The organism is Chryseobacterium sp. MP_3.2 (genome assembly GCF_035984805.1).
Lineage (GTDB): Bacteria > Bacteroidota > Bacteroidia > Flavobacteriales > Weeksellaceae > Kaistella.
Window position 1 is genome coordinate 20763 of sequence record NZ_JAXCHW010000014.1, and the last position, 16490, is coordinate 37252.

Below are 16490 nucleotides of genomic sequence, written 5' to 3' on the forward strand. Positions count from 1 at the left end.
AACGAAAATGTAGAAGAGCGTATAAAAGACTTGAATGTATAATCAATTAAAGATCTTTAACCAGCAGAATATTTTTTTATTGCTGCTGGTTTTGATGGTTGTTTTGGGTAAAATAATTCCCTATCAAGAATCATATCAAAAGGTCTTTGATTTAAACGCCTTTATCAATTGGGGAATTGCAGGGATTTTTCTTTTGTATGGCTTAAAGCTGAATATTAAGGAAGTAAAAAAGGACATCACCAATTGGCGGTTGCATTTATTAGTACAAGCCGCAACTTTTATACTTTTTCCTCTTTTAGTTTTTCTTTTTTATGGAATTTCGAAGGATACAACGTATTACAGTCTCTGGCTTTCTATTTATTTTCTGGCGAGTTTACCTTCTACCGTTTCCTCTTCGGTGGTCATGGTGTCTATTGCGAAAGGAAATGTGACCTCCGCGATTTTTAATGCTTCAGTTTCAGGATTGATCGGTATTGCAATGACTCCTTTGCTCATGGGATTATTCCTTAATGCAAATGGAGCCGCAGAAGGGCAGTTGGGTGAAATTTTTTACCAACTACTGCTGAAAGTTTTGTTGCCTATTATTTTGGGTTTATTGCTTAATCCACTTTTAAAGCATTTTGTAGAAAAGTACCGAAATGCCATTGCGCAGTTTGATAAATTAATAATCCTGCTTATTGTTTATGAAAGTTTTTCCGAAGCTTTTTTGGAAAGAGTTTTCTCTTCCGTGGCAACTGAAGTATTTTTAATATTGATCATCAGTGTTTTGGTTTTGTTTTTTGTCATTTTTAATATCTTAGACTTCATTACCTCAAAGTTGAATTTTTCCAGAGAAGATAAAATTACAGCCCAGTTTTGTGGGTCGAAAAAATCGTTGGTTCATGGGAGTTTATTCGTCATGATTTTGGGAATTCCAGAAGAGCAGAAAGTCTTTTTTTTATTACCAGTGATGATTTATCATAGCTTTCAACTTTTTTACGTGAGTTGGTTAGCGAACAGATTGGCAAAGACCGCTTGAATAAATAATGATTAAAAATGAATTTTTTTTTGGAGCTTAATCCCGCTTTCCGCTGTATTTTTTGCTCTTCGTTCCTCATCACAAAAAGATGCCGCTGCAATCGGGGCTAAATGATTGAGATAAAGATTTGAAGGAGGTAAATGAAAGTTTCAATTTGTAAGTGTTTAAACAATAGTAAAAAAAAACAAGGAAATAACGCTCGCTTCGCTCGCGCCTTTTGAAAAATTTAATTATGAAAAATATAACCCTCATTTTCGTCCTGATTTCTGCCTTTTCTTTCGCGCAAATTCAAAAAGTAGAACCCGCTTTTTGGTGGAAAGGAATGAAAAATCCTAACCTTCAAATCTTGGTTTATGGAAAAGATATTTCAAAATACCAAGTTGAACTTTCCGACAATATCAAAATAAAGGATTTGACCAAAACTGAGAATCCCAATTACGTTTTCATTACCTTAAATACCGATGAGGTTGAGAAATCTTCCTTTAAAATCAATTTAAAAAACGGAAAGAAAACACTTGATTCTTACACTTACGACCTCAAAAATAGAAATCCAGGTTCTGCAGACAGAAATTCTTTTTCTTCGAAAGATGTGATGTATTTAATAATGCCGGATCGTTTTGCAAATGGCAATGTATCCAATGATTCTCAATCCAATCTTATTGAAAAATCAAACCGCAATTTACCCAGTGGAAGACATGGTGGCGATTTGCGCGGCATCATTAACAATTTAGATTATTTACAGGATTTAGGAGTTACTGCGCTTTGGTTAACGCCAGCAAATGAAGACAATGAACAGAAAACTTCTTACCATGGTTATGCCCAAACCGATTTATACAAAATCGATGGTCGTTACGGAACCAATGAAGAATATTTAGAACTTTCCCGCGATCTACAAAAACGGGGAATGATGCTGATTCAAGATTATGTGACCAATCACTGGGGAATTTCTCATTGGATGATTCAGGATTTACCGACCCAAGATTGGATTCATCAATTTAAAGAAGGTGATGGAAAATACGGCTTTAAAAGATCAAACTACAGAATTACTTCTCAATTTGATACCAATGTATCTGACATCGATAAAAAAGAAGCTTTAAATGGTTGGTTTGATACGACGATGCCCGATCTTAATCAAAGTAATCCTTTGGTTTTAAAATATTTGACGCAGAACGCAATTTGGTGGATCGAATATGCGGAACTCGGTGGGTTGCGCGTTGATACTTATCCGTACAATGATAAAGTTGCCATGGCAAAATGGGTAAGATCAATTACTGATGAATATCCAAAATTCAATATTGTGGGTGAAGCTTGGATTTATAATCCAGCACATGTTTCTTATTGGCAAAAAAATTCGAAGGTTGCAGAGATCGATAATTACAACTCTAATCTTCCGTCTGTCATGGATTTCACCTTGTTCACAGATTTACCCAATGCTTTGAAAGAGGAAGACAGTTGGGATCAGGGAATGATCAAGATTTACAATGCTTTTGGCAATGATTTTTTATATCCTGATATCAATAAAATTCTGGTTTTCTTTGAAAATCATGATACGCAAAGGTTCAACGAAATTTTTAATGGTGATATTCGCTATTACAAAATGGCAATGACTTTAATTGCAACCGTTCGTGGGATTCCGCAAATTTATTACGGTTCCGAAATCGGTATGAAAGGGAATAAAGATAAAAGCGGTGATGCCGATATTCGACGAGATTTTCCCGGCGGCTGGAAAGGTGATGCTCAAAATGCTTTCAATCCTAAAACACAAACTTTAGAACAAAAGGAATTTCATGATTATACTCAGAAACTATTGAATTGGAGAAAAGGAAAAGGGGTGATTCATACTGGAAAAACCAAACATTACATGCCGAAAGAAAAAGTTTATGTTTACTTTAGATTTAATGAAAAGGAGAATGTAATGGTCATCATCAACAACAATGAAAAAGACCAGGCTTTTGATTTGAATCGTTTCGCGGAATCTTTAAATGGTGTTACCACAGGAAAAGATATTATTTCTGGTAAAGAAATTTCTGTTTCATCGCAAAATAAAATGACTGTTTCAGGAAAATCTTCACTAATTTTAGAACTTCATTAATAATAGAGCAATTGTTTCTAGGTATGTCATGCTGAGCTTGTCGAAGCATTTTATTAAATTTAATAGTATGAAAATAAATATTGCATTTTCAGTAATCGCATTTCTCCTAATTTTTTCCAATTCTCTTTTCTCCCAGAAAAAAGGATTTTATGAGAATGCTCAGAAAAAAAATGTAAGCAAAGTTTTAAATGATTTAAACGCTTATGCCGCAGCTGCTGATTTTAAGAATTACTTTGATCTTTATGCGGCAGAATCGACCTTTATTGGAACTGATGCCAATGAAGTCTGGGATAAAAAAGAATTTATGGATTATTCTAAGCCGCACTTCGATAAGGGAAAAGCCTGGAGTTTCACTTCTCTGAAAAGAAATATTTCTTTCAGCACCAATGGAAAGTACGCCTGGTTTGATGAATTACTCGATACTCAAATGAAATTATGCCGCGGAAGTGGCGTTCTGGAAAAAATCGGAAATCAATGGAAAATTAAACAATACGTTCTTTCCATGACCATTCCAAACGACGTAAGTAACGAAGTTATTAAAATTAAAAGCCCTATTGAAGATTCGCAACTTTCTGAACTAAAAAGTAAATAAAATTTTATATTTAACATCCATCTTCCAACATCTAACAACCACCACTCAAAAATATGGCACAAAAAATAAAACCAAACCTTTCCATCGCTCAAATTATCAATATGAGTATGGGTTTCCTCGGAATTCAAATGGCCTTTGGACTACAGAATGGAAACGCAAGTAGAATCTTACAAAATTTAGGTGCAGATGTCCACGAATTATCTTGGTTTTGGTTGGTTGCCCCTATCACGGGATTAATTGTGCAGCCGATTATCGGACATATGGGCGATAATACCTGGAGTCCGCTTGGTCGTAGAAAACCGTACTTTTTAATTGGAGCAGTTCTTTGTGCAATTGGATTAGTTTTATTACCAAACGCGGCTTCCATCACGCACTTAATTGCTGCGAACGTTTTATTATTGGCCGTAATTTTCTTAGCGATGATGGATGCTTCCATCAATGTTGCCATGGAACCTTTCCGAGCTTTGGTCGGTGATATGTTGCCGAAAAAACAAGCCACAATTGGATTTTCTGTTCAAACGATTTTGATTGGTATTGGAGCAGTTATAGGCTCAAACATGCCGAGTTGGCTGACCAAATTAGGAGTGTCTAATGTTGCGCCAGAAGGTTATGTTGCAGACAATGTAATTTATGCTTTTTATGTTGGTGCCGCAGTTTTGGTGCTATCCATTGTTTATACCATTGTGACGACCAGAGAATATTCTCCAAAAGAATTTGCAGAGTTCGAAGTCGCTACAGATGTGGTACCAGAGCCTTCCAAGTTATCGGATATGTTCAAGGATTTTGCAAAGATTCCAGCACTGATGAAGAAACTAGGAATCGTGCAGTTTTTCTCCTGGTTTTCATTATTCACCATGTGGGTTTTTACAACAAGTGCTTTAGCAACGCATCATTTCGGACTTTCTCCGGAGGATACGAAATCTTTAAAATTTAATGAAGCTGGAGATTTAACAGGATATTTATTTGGACTGTATAATTTATTTGCTATTCCTTTTGCGTTTGCCTTAACTCCAATTGCGAAGGCGATTGGTAAAAAGCAGACTCACGCTTTGGCTTTATTTTCCGGAGGTTTAGGATTAATTTCTATGTTTTTTATTAAAGATATTGACATGCTTTGGATATCGATGGTCGGTTTAGGATTTGCCTGGGCAAGTATTTTGGCGATGCCTTATGCGATGCTCATCGACGCGATACCGCAAAGAAAAATGGGCGTTTACATGGGAATTTTCAATTTCTTTATTGTAATGCCACAAATTGTAAATGGTATTTTTGGTGGTCCAATTGTGAAAAACCTCTTCGGCAATATGGCCATTGATTATGTTGTCGTGGGCGGAATTTGCATGCTAATCGCTTCAGCGATTACGATGTTTTTAATAAAGAATGATAAAGGTGATTCTTCTGCGGAATTAGAGGCAGATATTAAACAAATACATTTCTAATAATTTTTTTTAGAAAATGGAATCCGTCTTTTTGGCGGATTTTTTATTATTGATTGATAAACCCATTTGAAATCTTATCTTAAGTCAATGTTCTTCCATGTTTTAGATGGTATTTTTGTTTATAAAAATAAATAAAAAAGATATGAAAACAGTTTATCACAAATCAGATTCCCGCGGTTTTGCAGACCACGGTTGGTTGAAATCTCATCACACATTCAGTTTCGCAAATTATCACAATTCTGAAAGAATGAATTTCGGGGTTTTAAGAGTTTTAAATGACGATCAGGTAGCTTCCGGAATGGGTTTTGGCAAACATCCACACCGCGATATGGAGATTATTTCTATTCCACTGGAAGGAGATTTGGAGCACAAAGACTCTTTGGGAACCACTGCAGTAATCAGAAAAGGGGAAATCCAAGTAATGAGTGCTGGAACAGGTGTTCAGCACAGCGAATACAATAGAAATAAAGACGAAGTTGTAAAATTTTTGCAGATTTGGGTCATTCCCAATAAGTTGAATGTTACACCGCGATACGATCAGATTAGCCTCAATGAGAATGAGAAATTTAATGATTTCCAGCAGATTTTATCTCCAAATAAAGATGACGATGGCGTTTGGATTCATCAAGATGCGTGGTTCAATTTGGCAAAATTTGAAAAAGGAAATGCAAAAGAATATCAATTCCACCAAAATGGAAACGGTGTTTACGTCTTTATATTAAAAGGTTCCGCTCAGATTGGAGATCAAGTTTTAAACACCAGAGATGGTTTTGGAATTTGGGAAACAAATTCATTTACCCTTGAAGCATTAGAAGATGCCGAAATTTTACTCCTTGAAGTTCCAATGGAACATCCGTAAAGCTCTTTATTTAAATCCAAGATGTGAAACTTCTAGTATTTTAGGAAGCACTCAAAATAATACTATTAGCGTTTTAAAATTGAGTCTAAATTCTGGAAATTATTCCTTTTCCGAAAATTTATTTTCACATATTTACCAAAAAAAGCGAGTGGATTCAATAATCTACTCGCTTTTTTATTTTTTGACAAGTGAAAATGCCTTAGTTCCCAACATAAAGACAGGAATGGCAATCAAACCTCCAATAATACCCGCTAAGGCTTCTCTTAAGGTTGAATTAAGGTTCGGAAGAAAATGATGATGAATCCATTCAATATTATGCACAAATATTCCACCAGCAACTAAAATTAAAGCGATAGTTCCTACTACTGCTAAACCTTTAATTACCCAAGGTAAGGCATTCACCAAGAAATTACCAACCGACACCAAAAAACCGCTTTCTGACTTTGATCTTTTTATCAGTTTATAACCTGCATCATCCATTCTCACAATTAAAGCAACAATTCCGTACACTCCAACGGTCGCAATAATTGCAACAATAGAAACAGTCACAATTTCCACAAGTAAAGGATCAAATTGTGATTTTAAAGCTTCGTAACCTGCTTTCGCAGAAGCTAACGCAATAATTACAATTTCTAGGGATAAGATAAAATCTGTAGTGACGGCCGACTTAATTTTTGATTTTTCAAGGTCTGCACCTTCCTCTGCTGTTTTAATTGATTCTTCTATAACTTCATACCCTTTTTTACGTCGGTGAAATAAAAATTCGATTATTTTTTCAACACCTTCGTAAGCCAGATAAAATCCTCCGAATATCAAAATGATATTAATTGCAGGCTCATAAAGCCACTGCAGTAGAAACACAACAGGTACGATGATGAGTTTATTGATGAAAGAGCCTTTCATGATCTTCATCAAAACAGGAATCTCCCGTGATTCCAGAAAACCGGTAGCCTTTTCCGCATTTACTGCGAGGTCATCTCCTAATATCCCCGCAGTTTTTTGAGTAGCTAATTTTGCAGTAACTGCTACATCATCCATCAAAGCTGCGATATCATCTAAAATTGCAAAAAATCCTGAGGCCATATTATTCAATTAAGTGGCAAAAATAAAGAATTATCGCAAATCATTTCTCATTTATTTTCAAAGAAAAAGATTGTGGAAGTTTTTTTCTAAATAAAAAATACGGCTGTAAGATTTCCAGATCAAATTAAAATTGCTATTTTCGCAGAACAAAATTTTTACAATTGAAGCTTCATCAATTACATTCACCATCCAAAGAATTCCAAGAATTGGGAAATGTAAACGACGCTAATAAATAAAGAAAAAAGCCGACGGTCAAAATGATTGTCGGCTTTTTGTTTTTTAAATAAAGTCCTAAGATCTGTTAAAAACTAAAAATGAGCAATACCTATAAATCCGCCGGTGTAGATAAAGAAGAAGGTTACAGAACTGTAGATAAAATTAAAACCGCTGTCGCAGAAACGCACAATAAAAACGTCTTGAATAATTTAGGAAGTTTCGGCGCCTTCTATGAAATCGCCGGTTATAAAAATCCCGTTCTGGTTAGTGGAACAGATGGAGTAGGAACCAAGCTGAAAGTAGCTTTGGATTCTAAAAGATACGATTCCATCGGAATTGATTGTTTCGCCATGTGTGCCAATGATATTTTATGTCACGGCGCGAAACCTTTATTTTTTCTAGACTATTTAGCATGTGGAAAACTGGATGCAGACATTGCCGCAGAAATTGTGATGGGAATGGTAAAAGCTTGCAAAGAAAATCAATGTGCTTTGATTGGGGGTGAGACGGCAGAAATGCCCGGAATGTACAAACCAGGAGATTATGATGTGGCGGGATTTTGCGTCGGGATTGTAGAAAAAGACGAAATTATAGATGGATCTAAAATAAAGAAAGGCTGTAAAATAATCGCCTTGCCAAGTTCTGGATTTCATTCCAATGGATTTTCTTTGGTGAGAAAGATTTTTCCAGATTTCAATGAAGAATTTGAAGGAAAACCTTTGTTTGAAACTTTACTCGTCCCTACTAAATTATATTACACGCCCATTCATAAAATTTTAGAAGAAGTGAAAGTTTGTGGAATTGCACATATTACAGGTGGCGGAATTATTGAAAATATTCCCCGCATCATTCCTGAAAATCTATGTGCAACCATTGATACGTCAAAAATTAAAATTCCATCAATCATGTTAGAATTAGAAAAACGTGGAAATATAGACCGTTTAGAAATGTATGGAACGTTTAATATGGGAGTAGGAATGGTAGTGATTGCAGATGATAAACATGCAGAAAAAGTCTTGGATCTTTTGGATGATGCCTATATCATTGGAGAAATCACAGAGGGATCTGAAAAAATTATTTTGAATTAGAAAAAATATTTTAGGTTTAGAAACATGATTTCAAATTGCTGAAATCATGAATCTTAAATTTTGAAACTCAAAATGAAAAATATTATTGTTTTAGTTTCCGGAGGCGGAACGAACTTGCAGAGAATTATAGATTGTATTGAAAATGGCGAAATTTCAAATGCTCAAGTTTCTCTGGTCGTGGCAGATCGGCAATGTTTTGGATTGGACCGCGCGAAAAACCATAATATTGAAAATCACTTAATTCCAAGAGGAAAAACTTTTTCTACAGCGTTAAAGCAACTTCTTCCAGAGAAGACAGATTTGATCGTACTAGCTGGATTTCTCTCGATATTATCTAAAGAATTCTGCGAAACTTTCAAAGGGAAAATCATCAATATTCATCCCGCATTATTGCCAAAATTTGGCGGAAAAGGAATGTGGGGACATCATGTTCATGAAGCAGTTTTAGCAGCTGAGGAAAAAGAAAGTGGCGCCACTGTTCATTATGTAACGCCTGGAATTGATGAAGGTGAAATTTTCCTTCAAAAATCTTTTTCAATTTCTGAAAATGAAACTGTAGAATCTTTAGCCCAAAAAATTCACGAAATTGAATTTGAAATTTTGCCAAAAGCAATTAACTTGATTTTAAAAAAAATCTAGCAATCAAGCCATGAAATGGCGATATCAGCAGCAAAGGGTGTAACCCTTTGAATGAAGAGTGAAACCCTTTGAATGAAGGGAATAAAACAGCAAAGGGTAAAACCTTTTGAAAAAATAAAAAATATGTCAAAGAAAAGAGCACTTATCTCGGTTTCGGACAAAACCGGACTCATCGATTTTGCAAAGTTTTTAGAAGAAAAAAATTATGACCTGATTTCAACCGGTGGAACATTCAAACATTTAAAAGAGGCAGGTTTAAATCCAATTCAAATTGATGATGTGACCAATTTCCCCGAAATGTTAGATGGTCGGGTAAAAACTTTGCACCCGAAAGTTCATGGCGGTTTGCTTGCAGTTCGCTCCAATGAAGCACATATGACCACGGTAAAAGAACATAAAATTGAACTCATTGACATGGTTATTGTCAATTTGTATCCTTTCTTTGAGCATGCCAATTCCGATAAAAGTTTAGAAGATAAAGTAGAGTTTATCGATATTGGAGGGCCATCGATGTTGAGGTCTGGTGCCAAAAATTATCAGTCAGTAGCAGTCATCACAAACGTTGAAGACTATCAAATGGTTCAAAACGAAATTTTGGAAATAGGGGATACGACTTTAGAAACGCGTAAGGAACTCGCAGGAAAAGTATTCAATCTCACTTCAGCTTATGACGCCGCTATTTCAAAAATGCTTTTAGACGAAGATTACCCACAGTATTTAAACGCTTCTTATAAAAAGTTTTCAGATTTACGGTATGGTGAAAATCCACATCAGACTGCAGCGTATTATGTTTCTACCACAGAAAACGGTGCGATGAAAGATTTTGAGATTTTAGGGGGAAAAGAATTATCCTTCAATAATCTGCGAGATATGGATTTATGTTGGAAGGTGGTGAATGAATTTAAAGAAGAAATGGCATGTTGTGCCGTAAAACATTCTACGCCTTGTGGAGTTGCAGTAGGAAATTCAGCTTTAGAAACGTACAAAAAAACCTTCGAATGTGATCCGGTTTCAATCTTCGGCGGAATTATCGGCATGAATTTCACAGTCGATGCACCTACCGCAGAAGAGCTGAATAATACTTTTCTGGAAATCGTGATGGCTCCAGATTTTTCGGAAGAAGCTTTGGAAATCCTAAGAAAAAAGAAAAATTTACGAATTATAAAAATTAATAATCCAGTTTCGGATCAGCAAACCTGGGTGAAAACTGATGGCGGAATTTTAGTTCAGGATAATGATACCAAATTTTCAGATGCTATAGAAACAGTAACTGTTTTTAAACCAACTGAGGAGCAAGAAAAAGCGCTTTTATTTGCACAAAGAGTCGTAAAGTATGTGAAATCAAACGCCATCGTAGTTTCAAATGGTTTTCAAGCCGTGGGAATTGGCGGCGGACAGGTCAACAGGATTTGGGCAACACAGCACGCTGTAGAAAGAGCCAAGGAAAAATTCCAAGGTGATTTGGTTTTGGCTTCAGATGCCTTTTTCCCATTCCGTGATGTAGTCGATTTTTGTGCAAAAGAAGGGATCAAAGCCATCATTCAACCTGGCGGAAGTATGCGGGACGAAGAAAGTATTGAAGCTGCAAACGATCATGGAATTCCTATGATGTTTACGGGCATCAGACATTTTCTACATTGATAAAACGCCTTTAATAATAGGCACAAGAATTTTGAACAAGAAAAATTTCTACTTCTAAATTTGAAATCCACTTTCAAATGAGTATTTTTGTAGAATTGAAAATAAATAAATAGCAAATGAAAATATTAATCGTCGGAAATGGCGCCCGCGAATCTGCAATCGCTGCAAAATTTAAAAATGACAGCAGAATTACCAAAATGTATTTCGCAAAAGGTAATGCAACTACTTATGAATTAGGTCAAAACGTTTTTGAAGAAAGCGTAAGCGGCTTAAGAGATTTCGCCATCAAAGAAAGGATAGATTTAACCATCGTAGGTCCCGAAGCACCTTTGGTAGAAGGAATTGTAGACGAATTTAAAGCGCATAACCTTAAGATTTTTGGGCCAAGAAAAAGAACTGCCGAATTAGAAGGCAGCAAAGCTTTTTCTAAAAAATTCATGCAGACGCACAATATTAAAACGGCACGAGCATTAGTTTTTGATGCCTATCAAGAAGCCATCGATTATGTACGCCAGCAAAAATTTCCCCTTGTTATTAAAGCTAGTGGACTTGCGGGTGGAAAAGGAGTAGTGATTGCAGACAGTCTGACGGAAGCAGAATCTACGATTCATAAATTCATGATTGAGAGAATTTACGGTGATGCGGGAATTCAGATCGTGGTAGAAGAATATTTAAGAGGATTTGAAGCTTCAATTATCGCTTTTTCTAATGGTGAAAAATTATTTCCATGTATTCCTGTAAAAGATTATAAAAAAGCCGGGAGTGGAGACAAAGGTCCAAATACTGGTGGAATGGGAGCGGTTGCACCAAGTCCAGAGTTCACCGCAGAACATATGGTGGATTTTGAAAACAATATTTTAGCACCGACTTTAGCAGGACTTCACTCTCAAAATATTAAGTTCAAAGGGTTTATTTTCTTTGGTTTAATGGTTACTGCAAACGGAACTTACCTTTTGGAATACAATATGCGACTTGGTGATCCAGAAACGCAGGTGATTTTGCCTTTAATGGAAAATCATTTGTATGATGTCATCATGGATTGTTTAGAAGGACGTGAGGTCAATCTTCAATTCAAAGATGAAAAAGCAGTGTGCTTAGTTCTGTGTTCTGGTGGATATCCAAGAAACTTTGAAACAGGTTTTGAAATCAAGAATCTTGAAAAAGTGAAACACAGTCAGGTTTTATTTGCCGGAGCAAGAAGATCTGGAGATAAAATTTTAACATCTGGCGGCAGAGTTTTAAGTGTGGTTGCCACCGGAAAATCAATGGAGGAAGCGCGTAAAAAAGTCTATGAAGATGCACTTTCAATTAAATACGACTATCAATATTACAGAGACGACATTGGTAAATTTTAAAAATAATTGGGCGTGAATTTTCACGTCCTTTTTTTATATTTTATTTGGAGCCGGGAACCTGCTCTTCTTTACAATTCCTCAATCGGCGCTCGCTTTGCTCGCGCCTCTTTCCGGGATTTCCACTGCGATCAGGGCTAAAAGTAAGTGCCAAATTTAAAAACTGTTCTATTTAATCATCCATCATCCATCATCCATCATCCATCACCCAACATTTAACATCCAACACCAACATATGCAAAACGGAATCATCATCCTCGACTTTGGATCACAATACAATCAGCTTATTGGAAGAAGAATCCGGGAACTCGGAGTCTACTCCGAAGTTTTACCATTTAATACGCCATTGGAAGTAATTTTGGAGCGGCAACCGTCCGGAATAATCCTTTCCGGCGGACCAAGTTCTGTGAATGCAGAAAATGCACATTTAGTTGATAAAAAATTATTTGAACAAAAAATTCCGGTTCTCGGAATTTGTTATGGAATGCAACTTACGACGCATCTTTTAGGTGGAAAAGTAAAGAAGGGAGAAAAAGGCGAGTATGGAAAAGCAAAACTTCAGATTCAGAAATCAAACGCGTTACTATCTGGAGTTAGCCGTTTTTCTACCGTTTGGATGAGCCATTTCGATGAGGTGGAGACCGTTCCGGAAGGTTTTTCTGTCAATGGAACCACGGATGTAATTTCTGCGATTTCCAATGAGACAAAAAAAATATATTGCGTGCAGTTTCATCCAGAAGTTTCTCATACAGAAGAAGGCGCTAGAATGATTGAGAATTTTGTTTTCAATGTATGTAAATCTCCGAAGAATTGGAAATTGACTAATTATATTGAAACCACAGTTGCGGAAATAAAAGAAAGAGTTGGGAAACAAAAGGTGATTTTAGGACTCTCGGGCGGCGTAGATTCCTCTGTAGCGGCAGTCTTAATTCACAAAGCAATTGGAGATCAGCTGCAATGTATTTTTGTGGATACGGGACTTTTGAGAAAGAATGAAGGTAAAAAAGTGATGGAGAACTATGGCGAACATTTCAACTTAAAAATTGATATGGTTGATGCCTCCGACAGATTTTTATCAAAATTAGCGGGTGTTTCTGATCCCGAACAGAAAAGAAAAGTAATCGGAAATGAATTTGTAGCGGTCTTCGATGAAGAATCACACAAATTCGAAGATGTAAAATTTCTAGCACAAGGAACCATCTATCCTGATGTCATAGAAAGTCAGTCTGTAAAAGGACCGTCCTCTGTGATAAAATCTCATCACAATGTGGGTGGACTTCCAGAAGAAATGAATTTAGAACTATTAGAGCCTTTGCGAGAACTTTTTAAAGATGAAGTCCGAAAAGTAGGAGAGGAGTTGGGAATTCCACACCATTTGGTGCACCGTCATCCTTTTCCAGGACCTGGTTTAGGAATTAGAATTTTAGGTGCAGTTGATGAAGAGAAAGTGAGAATTCTACAAGAGGCAGATGATATTTTCATCGAAGAATTGTATAAAAATAAGTTGTACGATACTGTTTCTCAAGCCTTCGTGGTTTTATTACCCGTGAAATCTGTTGGCGTAATGGGTGATGAACGAACGTATGAATATACTGCTGTAGTTCGATCCGCAAATACAACTGATTTTATGACGGCCACCTGGAGCCGACTTCCGTATGAATTTTTGGACACTATTTCTAATCGTATTATCAATGAAGTTCGTGGAATTAATAGAGTAGCTTATGATATTTCTAGTAAACCACCGGCAACGATTGAATGGGAATAGAAGGTTGTCAATATTTTTGAAAAAAATAAAGGGATTAATTTAAATTAATCCCTTTATTTTTTAATCTCACCTCAGAATAGGGAATTGTAAACTGTAAGGTATCAGAATATTTAAAGTATTTGAAAGTATTTTCAGGAAAATTGTACTCAAAAATAAATGGAACTTTTTCATAAGAATTTCCGAGTAAAACAGCAATTGAATCGCCTTTCCAGTAAGCATCTTCAATGGTGTAAGACGGTCCAAAGTAAGCAATTTGCTGCGCTTCTTTTTTAAAATAATCGACCAAAACGATTTGCTGATCCGCTTCAAATGAGGCGTTACCATCTGAATTGGGGAACCAATGATAACTGTCTAGGTCAATATATTTGCTTTTGCTTTCGTTGAAAATGAGGAACGGTTTGTAAATCTCCTTAAAACCTTTTTCATTTAAGACCACTACTGAAGTTTCCTGATATTGAATTGGAGCGGTTTCTTCCAAGCTAAATTTTTCCCTTTTAAAATCTGGATTTCCCTCCTGATAATGTTTGAACCAAGAAGATGAACTGAAAAGATTTTTAGAAACATTTGGCTTTATTTGTACAGAAGTATCATTCTTGTCTTTCAATAGCGAATCAGATTTTGTTTTTTTCTCGCAGGAAATAACAATAATTAAAAGAATAAAAACAGATATTTTCATTCCTCCAAATTACAAAATAATCTTATCACCCAAAAAAACTATATTTGCAAAATGGAAAAGACCACCTTCGCAGATTTCGATTTATCAGTTAAAATTCTTGATGTTTTAGCGGATCAAAACTTATTTGAACCTACACCGATTCAGGAAAAAACTTTAGGACCTATTCTTTCTGGTCGAGATGTGATGGGAATTGCACAGACGGGTACCGGTAAAACACTTGCCTATTTACTCCCAGTTTTAAAAATGTGGAAGTACAACAAAAATAATAATCCCACGGTTTTAGTTTTAGTCCCCACAAGAGAATTAGTGGTGCAGGTTGCAGAAATCTTAAAAAATTTAACGCAAAATCTTACAGCCAGAGTAATCGGGATTTATGGAGGTGTTAACATCAATACCCAAAAACTTTTGTTTAAAGACGGCTGCGATATTTTAGTGGGAACTCCAGGTCGTGTTATGGATTTGTCGATTGATAACGCCATTTCTTTAAAAGAAGTGCAGCGTTTGATTATTGATGAGTTTGATGAAATGCTAAATTTAGGGTTTAAAGCTCAGTTAACACACATCTTTGAAATGATGCGGGAGAAAAGACAGAACATCCTTTTTTCTGCAACCATGACAGAAGCTGTAGATTCTTTATTGGAACAATATTTCGCCGGACCCATAGAAATTTCCTTAGCGAAATCTGGTACGCCTTTAGAAAAAATTGAGCAGATTGCGTATAAAGTTGAAAACTTCAACACGAAAATAAATCTACTGGAACATTTGCTGAAAACTGATACTGATTTTTCTAAAGTTTTAATATTCTGTAATAATAAGAAGCACGCAGATTTATTATTCACTAAAATTGACGAACTTTTTCCAGACGAGTTTGATGTAATTCACTCCAATAAATCTCAAAATTACCGACTCAATGCAATGAGAACTTTTGAGAAAAAAGAAGTTCGCGGATTGATTACCACAGATATTATGGCAAGAGGTCTGGATATCTCTGATATTACGCACGTTATTAATTTTGAAATTCCGGAGGTACAGGAACAGTATATCCACAGAATAGGTAGAACGGGTAGAGCCGACAAAAATGGAATCGCGGTTTCATTTGTTGCTAAAACGGAGGACGCTAATCTGCTAGATATTGAACTTTTAATGAACAAAGCAATTACGTACCAAGATTTCCCAGAAGAAGTCAAAATTAATCCAGTTAAAATTGCCTCAGAAAAAGATGAGGTGGTGATGAAAAATGCGCACACCGTGAAACTAGAAGAAGGTGGTGGAGCTTTTCATGAGAAAAAGGATAAAAACAAGAAGGAAAACTGGGGTGGTCCACACGCGAGAAAACTTCCGAAAAAAATTGGTGCAAATAGAGCTCAGCAAAAAGCCATTTCTAAGTCTAAAAGAAAGAAGTAATTTTTTAAAAATCGGGTACTACTCAGCATTTTTCCAAAATTGATCTTCATAATCTGGCTCTTTCAGAGTTGGATGATCCATTTGCAAAAGATTTTCTAATTCTTCTATAGTTGCATGTTCTTCTATCGCAGGAAAAATTTGGCGTTCTTCTTTCCTGATATGAGTTTCCAGTAAATTTCGGAATTCCTCAATTTGTTCTTTATTCTGAAATCCTTCATCGATCATTTTTTCAAAGGTTCGATGTTCAGAAATTGCTTCTGCGATCAAAGGATGTTTATGTCCTAAAAGGGGAAACAGGGATTCCTCTTCTTCCGCGAAATGGGGTTTCAAATTCTGCAGGTAAAATAACCCAATATATTTTGACATCCTCTCTGGCGCGATGTCCTTTTTTAGTCCTTCTTTTAATTTCCAACAGAGTAATAAACCAAAGTGATGGTCGCGACTTAATTGAACTAAAGCTTCATGTCTTTTCATTTTAACTAATTTCTTTTAAATTTAGTCAAAAATATAGGAATATCCGGGTTGGTAAGCTACATATTTTTTTGAAGTAGCATTAAAATTTGGTCCAATAAAAACTCCTTTAGTTTTAAGCTAAAGGAGATAATTCCATCATTTGTGTTTAGAAA

General features: G+C 35.8%; 14 protein-coding genes. 11 read left to right on the forward strand and 3 right to left on the reverse strand.

The features are described from left to right. Nucleotides 1-34 precede the first annotated feature (34 nt). From RCH13_RS13250 to RCH13_RS13270, 5 genes are all read left to right on the forward strand, one after another. Complete coding sequence (locus RCH13_RS13250; protein ID WP_326987729.1) at nucleotides 35-1018, forward strand: bile acid:sodium symporter; 984 nt, start codon at nucleotides 35-37, stop codon at nucleotides 1016-1018. 232 nt (nucleotides 1019-1250) lie between these two features. Next, entirely contained in the window at nucleotides 1251-3110 is a 1860-nt protein-coding gene (locus RCH13_RS13255; RefSeq protein ID WP_326987730.1) for a glycoside hydrolase family 13 protein, read from the forward strand. Nucleotides 3111-3177: 67 nt separating this feature from the next. Then, nucleotides 3178-3702, forward strand: a complete 525-nt coding sequence (locus RCH13_RS13260) for a nuclear transport factor 2 family protein (protein ID WP_326987731.1) — start codon at nucleotides 3178-3180, stop codon at nucleotides 3700-3702. A gap of 53 nt (nucleotides 3703-3755) precedes the next feature. Next, entirely contained in the window at nucleotides 3756-5141 is a 1386-nt protein-coding gene (locus RCH13_RS13265) for an MFS transporter (protein WP_326987732.1), read from the forward strand. A 142-nt stretch (nucleotides 5142-5283) separates the two neighbouring features. Then, a complete protein-coding gene (locus RCH13_RS13270; protein ID WP_326987733.1) occupies nucleotides 5284-6000 on the forward strand; it encodes a pirin family protein in 717 nt (238 codons plus the stop codon). A 174-nt stretch (nucleotides 6001-6174) separates the two neighbouring features. Here RCH13_RS13270 and RCH13_RS13275 read toward each other — a convergent pair whose 3' ends face one another. Then, nucleotides 6175-7083: a DUF808 family protein gene (locus tag RCH13_RS13275; RefSeq protein WP_326987734.1), complete on the reverse strand. Its 909-nt coding sequence runs from the start codon at nucleotides 7081-7083 to the stop codon at nucleotides 6175-6177. 314 nt (nucleotides 7084-7397) lie between these two features. On the opposite strand from RCH13_RS13275, the gene purM reads away from it, so the two are divergent. The 5 genes from purM to guaA all read left to right on the forward strand — a co-directional run bounded on the left by purM (nucleotide 7398) and on the right by guaA (nucleotide 13784). Beyond that, nucleotides 7398-8387: a phosphoribosylformylglycinamidine cyclo-ligase gene (gene purM, locus RCH13_RS13280; protein WP_326987735.1), complete on the forward strand. Its 990-nt coding sequence runs from the start codon at nucleotides 7398-7400 to the stop codon at nucleotides 8385-8387. Between the two features lie 72 nt (nucleotides 8388-8459). Then, entirely contained in the window at nucleotides 8460-9026 is a 567-nt protein-coding gene (gene purN / locus RCH13_RS13285) for a phosphoribosylglycinamide formyltransferase (RefSeq protein WP_326987736.1), read from the forward strand. A gap of 123 nt (nucleotides 9027-9149) precedes the next feature. Then, nucleotides 9150-10667, forward strand: a complete 1518-nt coding sequence (gene purH / locus RCH13_RS13290) for a bifunctional phosphoribosylaminoimidazolecarboxamide formyltransferase/IMP cyclohydrolase (protein WP_326987737.1) — start codon at nucleotides 9150-9152, stop codon at nucleotides 10665-10667. Between the two features lie 116 nt (nucleotides 10668-10783). Continuing rightward, nucleotides 10784-12022: a phosphoribosylamine--glycine ligase gene (gene purD, locus RCH13_RS13295; RefSeq protein ID WP_326987738.1), complete on the forward strand. Its 1239-nt coding sequence runs from the start codon at nucleotides 10784-10786 to the stop codon at nucleotides 12020-12022. 232 nt (nucleotides 12023-12254) lie between these two features. Next, a complete protein-coding gene (gene guaA, locus RCH13_RS13300) occupies nucleotides 12255-13784 on the forward strand; it encodes a glutamine-hydrolyzing GMP synthase (protein WP_326987739.1) in 1530 nt (509 codons plus the stop codon). 34 nt (nucleotides 13785-13818) lie between these two features. Here the strand turns inward: guaA and RCH13_RS13305 are convergent, their stop codons facing one another. Then, a complete protein-coding gene (locus tag RCH13_RS13305) occupies nucleotides 13819-14460 on the reverse strand; it encodes a hypothetical protein (RefSeq protein WP_326987740.1) in 642 nt (213 codons plus the stop codon). Between the two features lie 51 nt (nucleotides 14461-14511). Between RCH13_RS13305 and RCH13_RS13310 the strand changes: the two genes are divergently transcribed. Beyond that, nucleotides 14512-15864, forward strand: a complete 1353-nt coding sequence (locus tag RCH13_RS13310) for a DEAD/DEAH box helicase (RefSeq protein WP_326987741.1) — start codon at nucleotides 14512-14514, stop codon at nucleotides 15862-15864. An 18-nt stretch (nucleotides 15865-15882) separates the two neighbouring features. On the opposite strand, the gene RCH13_RS13315 is transcribed toward RCH13_RS13310, so the two are convergent. Further along, complete coding sequence (locus RCH13_RS13315) at nucleotides 15883-16338, reverse strand: hemerythrin domain-containing protein (protein WP_326987742.1); 456 nt, start codon at nucleotides 16336-16338, stop codon at nucleotides 15883-15885. Nucleotides 16339-16490 lie beyond the last annotated feature (152 nt).

What these genes read in the sequence shown, in the direction of transcription:
- purH (WP_326987737.1), top strand. Translation starts at nt 9,150, where the DNA reads ATGTCAAAGAAAAGAGCACTTATCTCGGTTTCGGACAAAACCGGACTC.
- guaA (WP_326987739.1), top strand. Translation starts at nt 12,255, where the DNA reads ATGCAAAACGGAATCATCATCCTCGACTTTGGATCACAATACAATCAG.
- RCH13_RS13305 (WP_326987740.1), bottom strand. Translation starts at nt 14,460, where the DNA reads ATGAAAATATCTGTTTTTATTCTTTTAATTATTGTTATTTCCTGCGAG.
- RCH13_RS13270 (WP_326987733.1), top strand. Translation starts at nt 5,284, where the DNA reads ATGAAAACAGTTTATCACAAATCAGATTCCCGCGGTTTTGCAGACCAC.
- purD (WP_326987738.1), top strand. Translation starts at nt 10,784, where the DNA reads ATGAAAATATTAATCGTCGGAAATGGCGCCCGCGAATCTGCAATCGCT.
- RCH13_RS13265 (WP_326987732.1), top strand. Translation starts at nt 3,756, where the DNA reads ATGGCACAAAAAATAAAACCAAACCTTTCCATCGCTCAAATTATCAAT.
- RCH13_RS13260 (WP_326987731.1), top strand. Translation starts at nt 3,178, where the DNA reads ATGAAAATAAATATTGCATTTTCAGTAATCGCATTTCTCCTAATTTTT.
- RCH13_RS13255 (WP_326987730.1), top strand. Translation starts at nt 1,251, where the DNA reads ATGAAAAATATAACCCTCATTTTCGTCCTGATTTCTGCCTTTTCTTTC.
- RCH13_RS13275 (WP_326987734.1), bottom strand. Translation starts at nt 7,083, where the DNA reads ATGGCCTCAGGATTTTTTGCAATTTTAGATGATATCGCAGCTTTGATG.
- RCH13_RS13250 (WP_326987729.1), top strand. Translation starts at nt 35, where the DNA reads ATGTATAATCAATTAAAGATCTTTAACCAGCAGAATATTTTTTTATTG.
- purM (WP_326987735.1), top strand. Translation starts at nt 7,398, where the DNA reads ATGAGCAATACCTATAAATCCGCCGGTGTAGATAAAGAAGAAGGTTAC.
- RCH13_RS13310 (WP_326987741.1), top strand. Translation starts at nt 14,512, where the DNA reads ATGGAAAAGACCACCTTCGCAGATTTCGATTTATCAGTTAAAATTCTT.
- RCH13_RS13315 (WP_326987742.1), bottom strand. Translation starts at nt 16,338, where the DNA reads ATGAAAAGACATGAAGCTTTAGTTCAATTAAGTCGCGACCATCACTTT.
- purN (WP_326987736.1), top strand. Translation starts at nt 8,460, where the DNA reads ATGAAAAATATTATTGTTTTAGTTTCCGGAGGCGGAACGAACTTGCAG.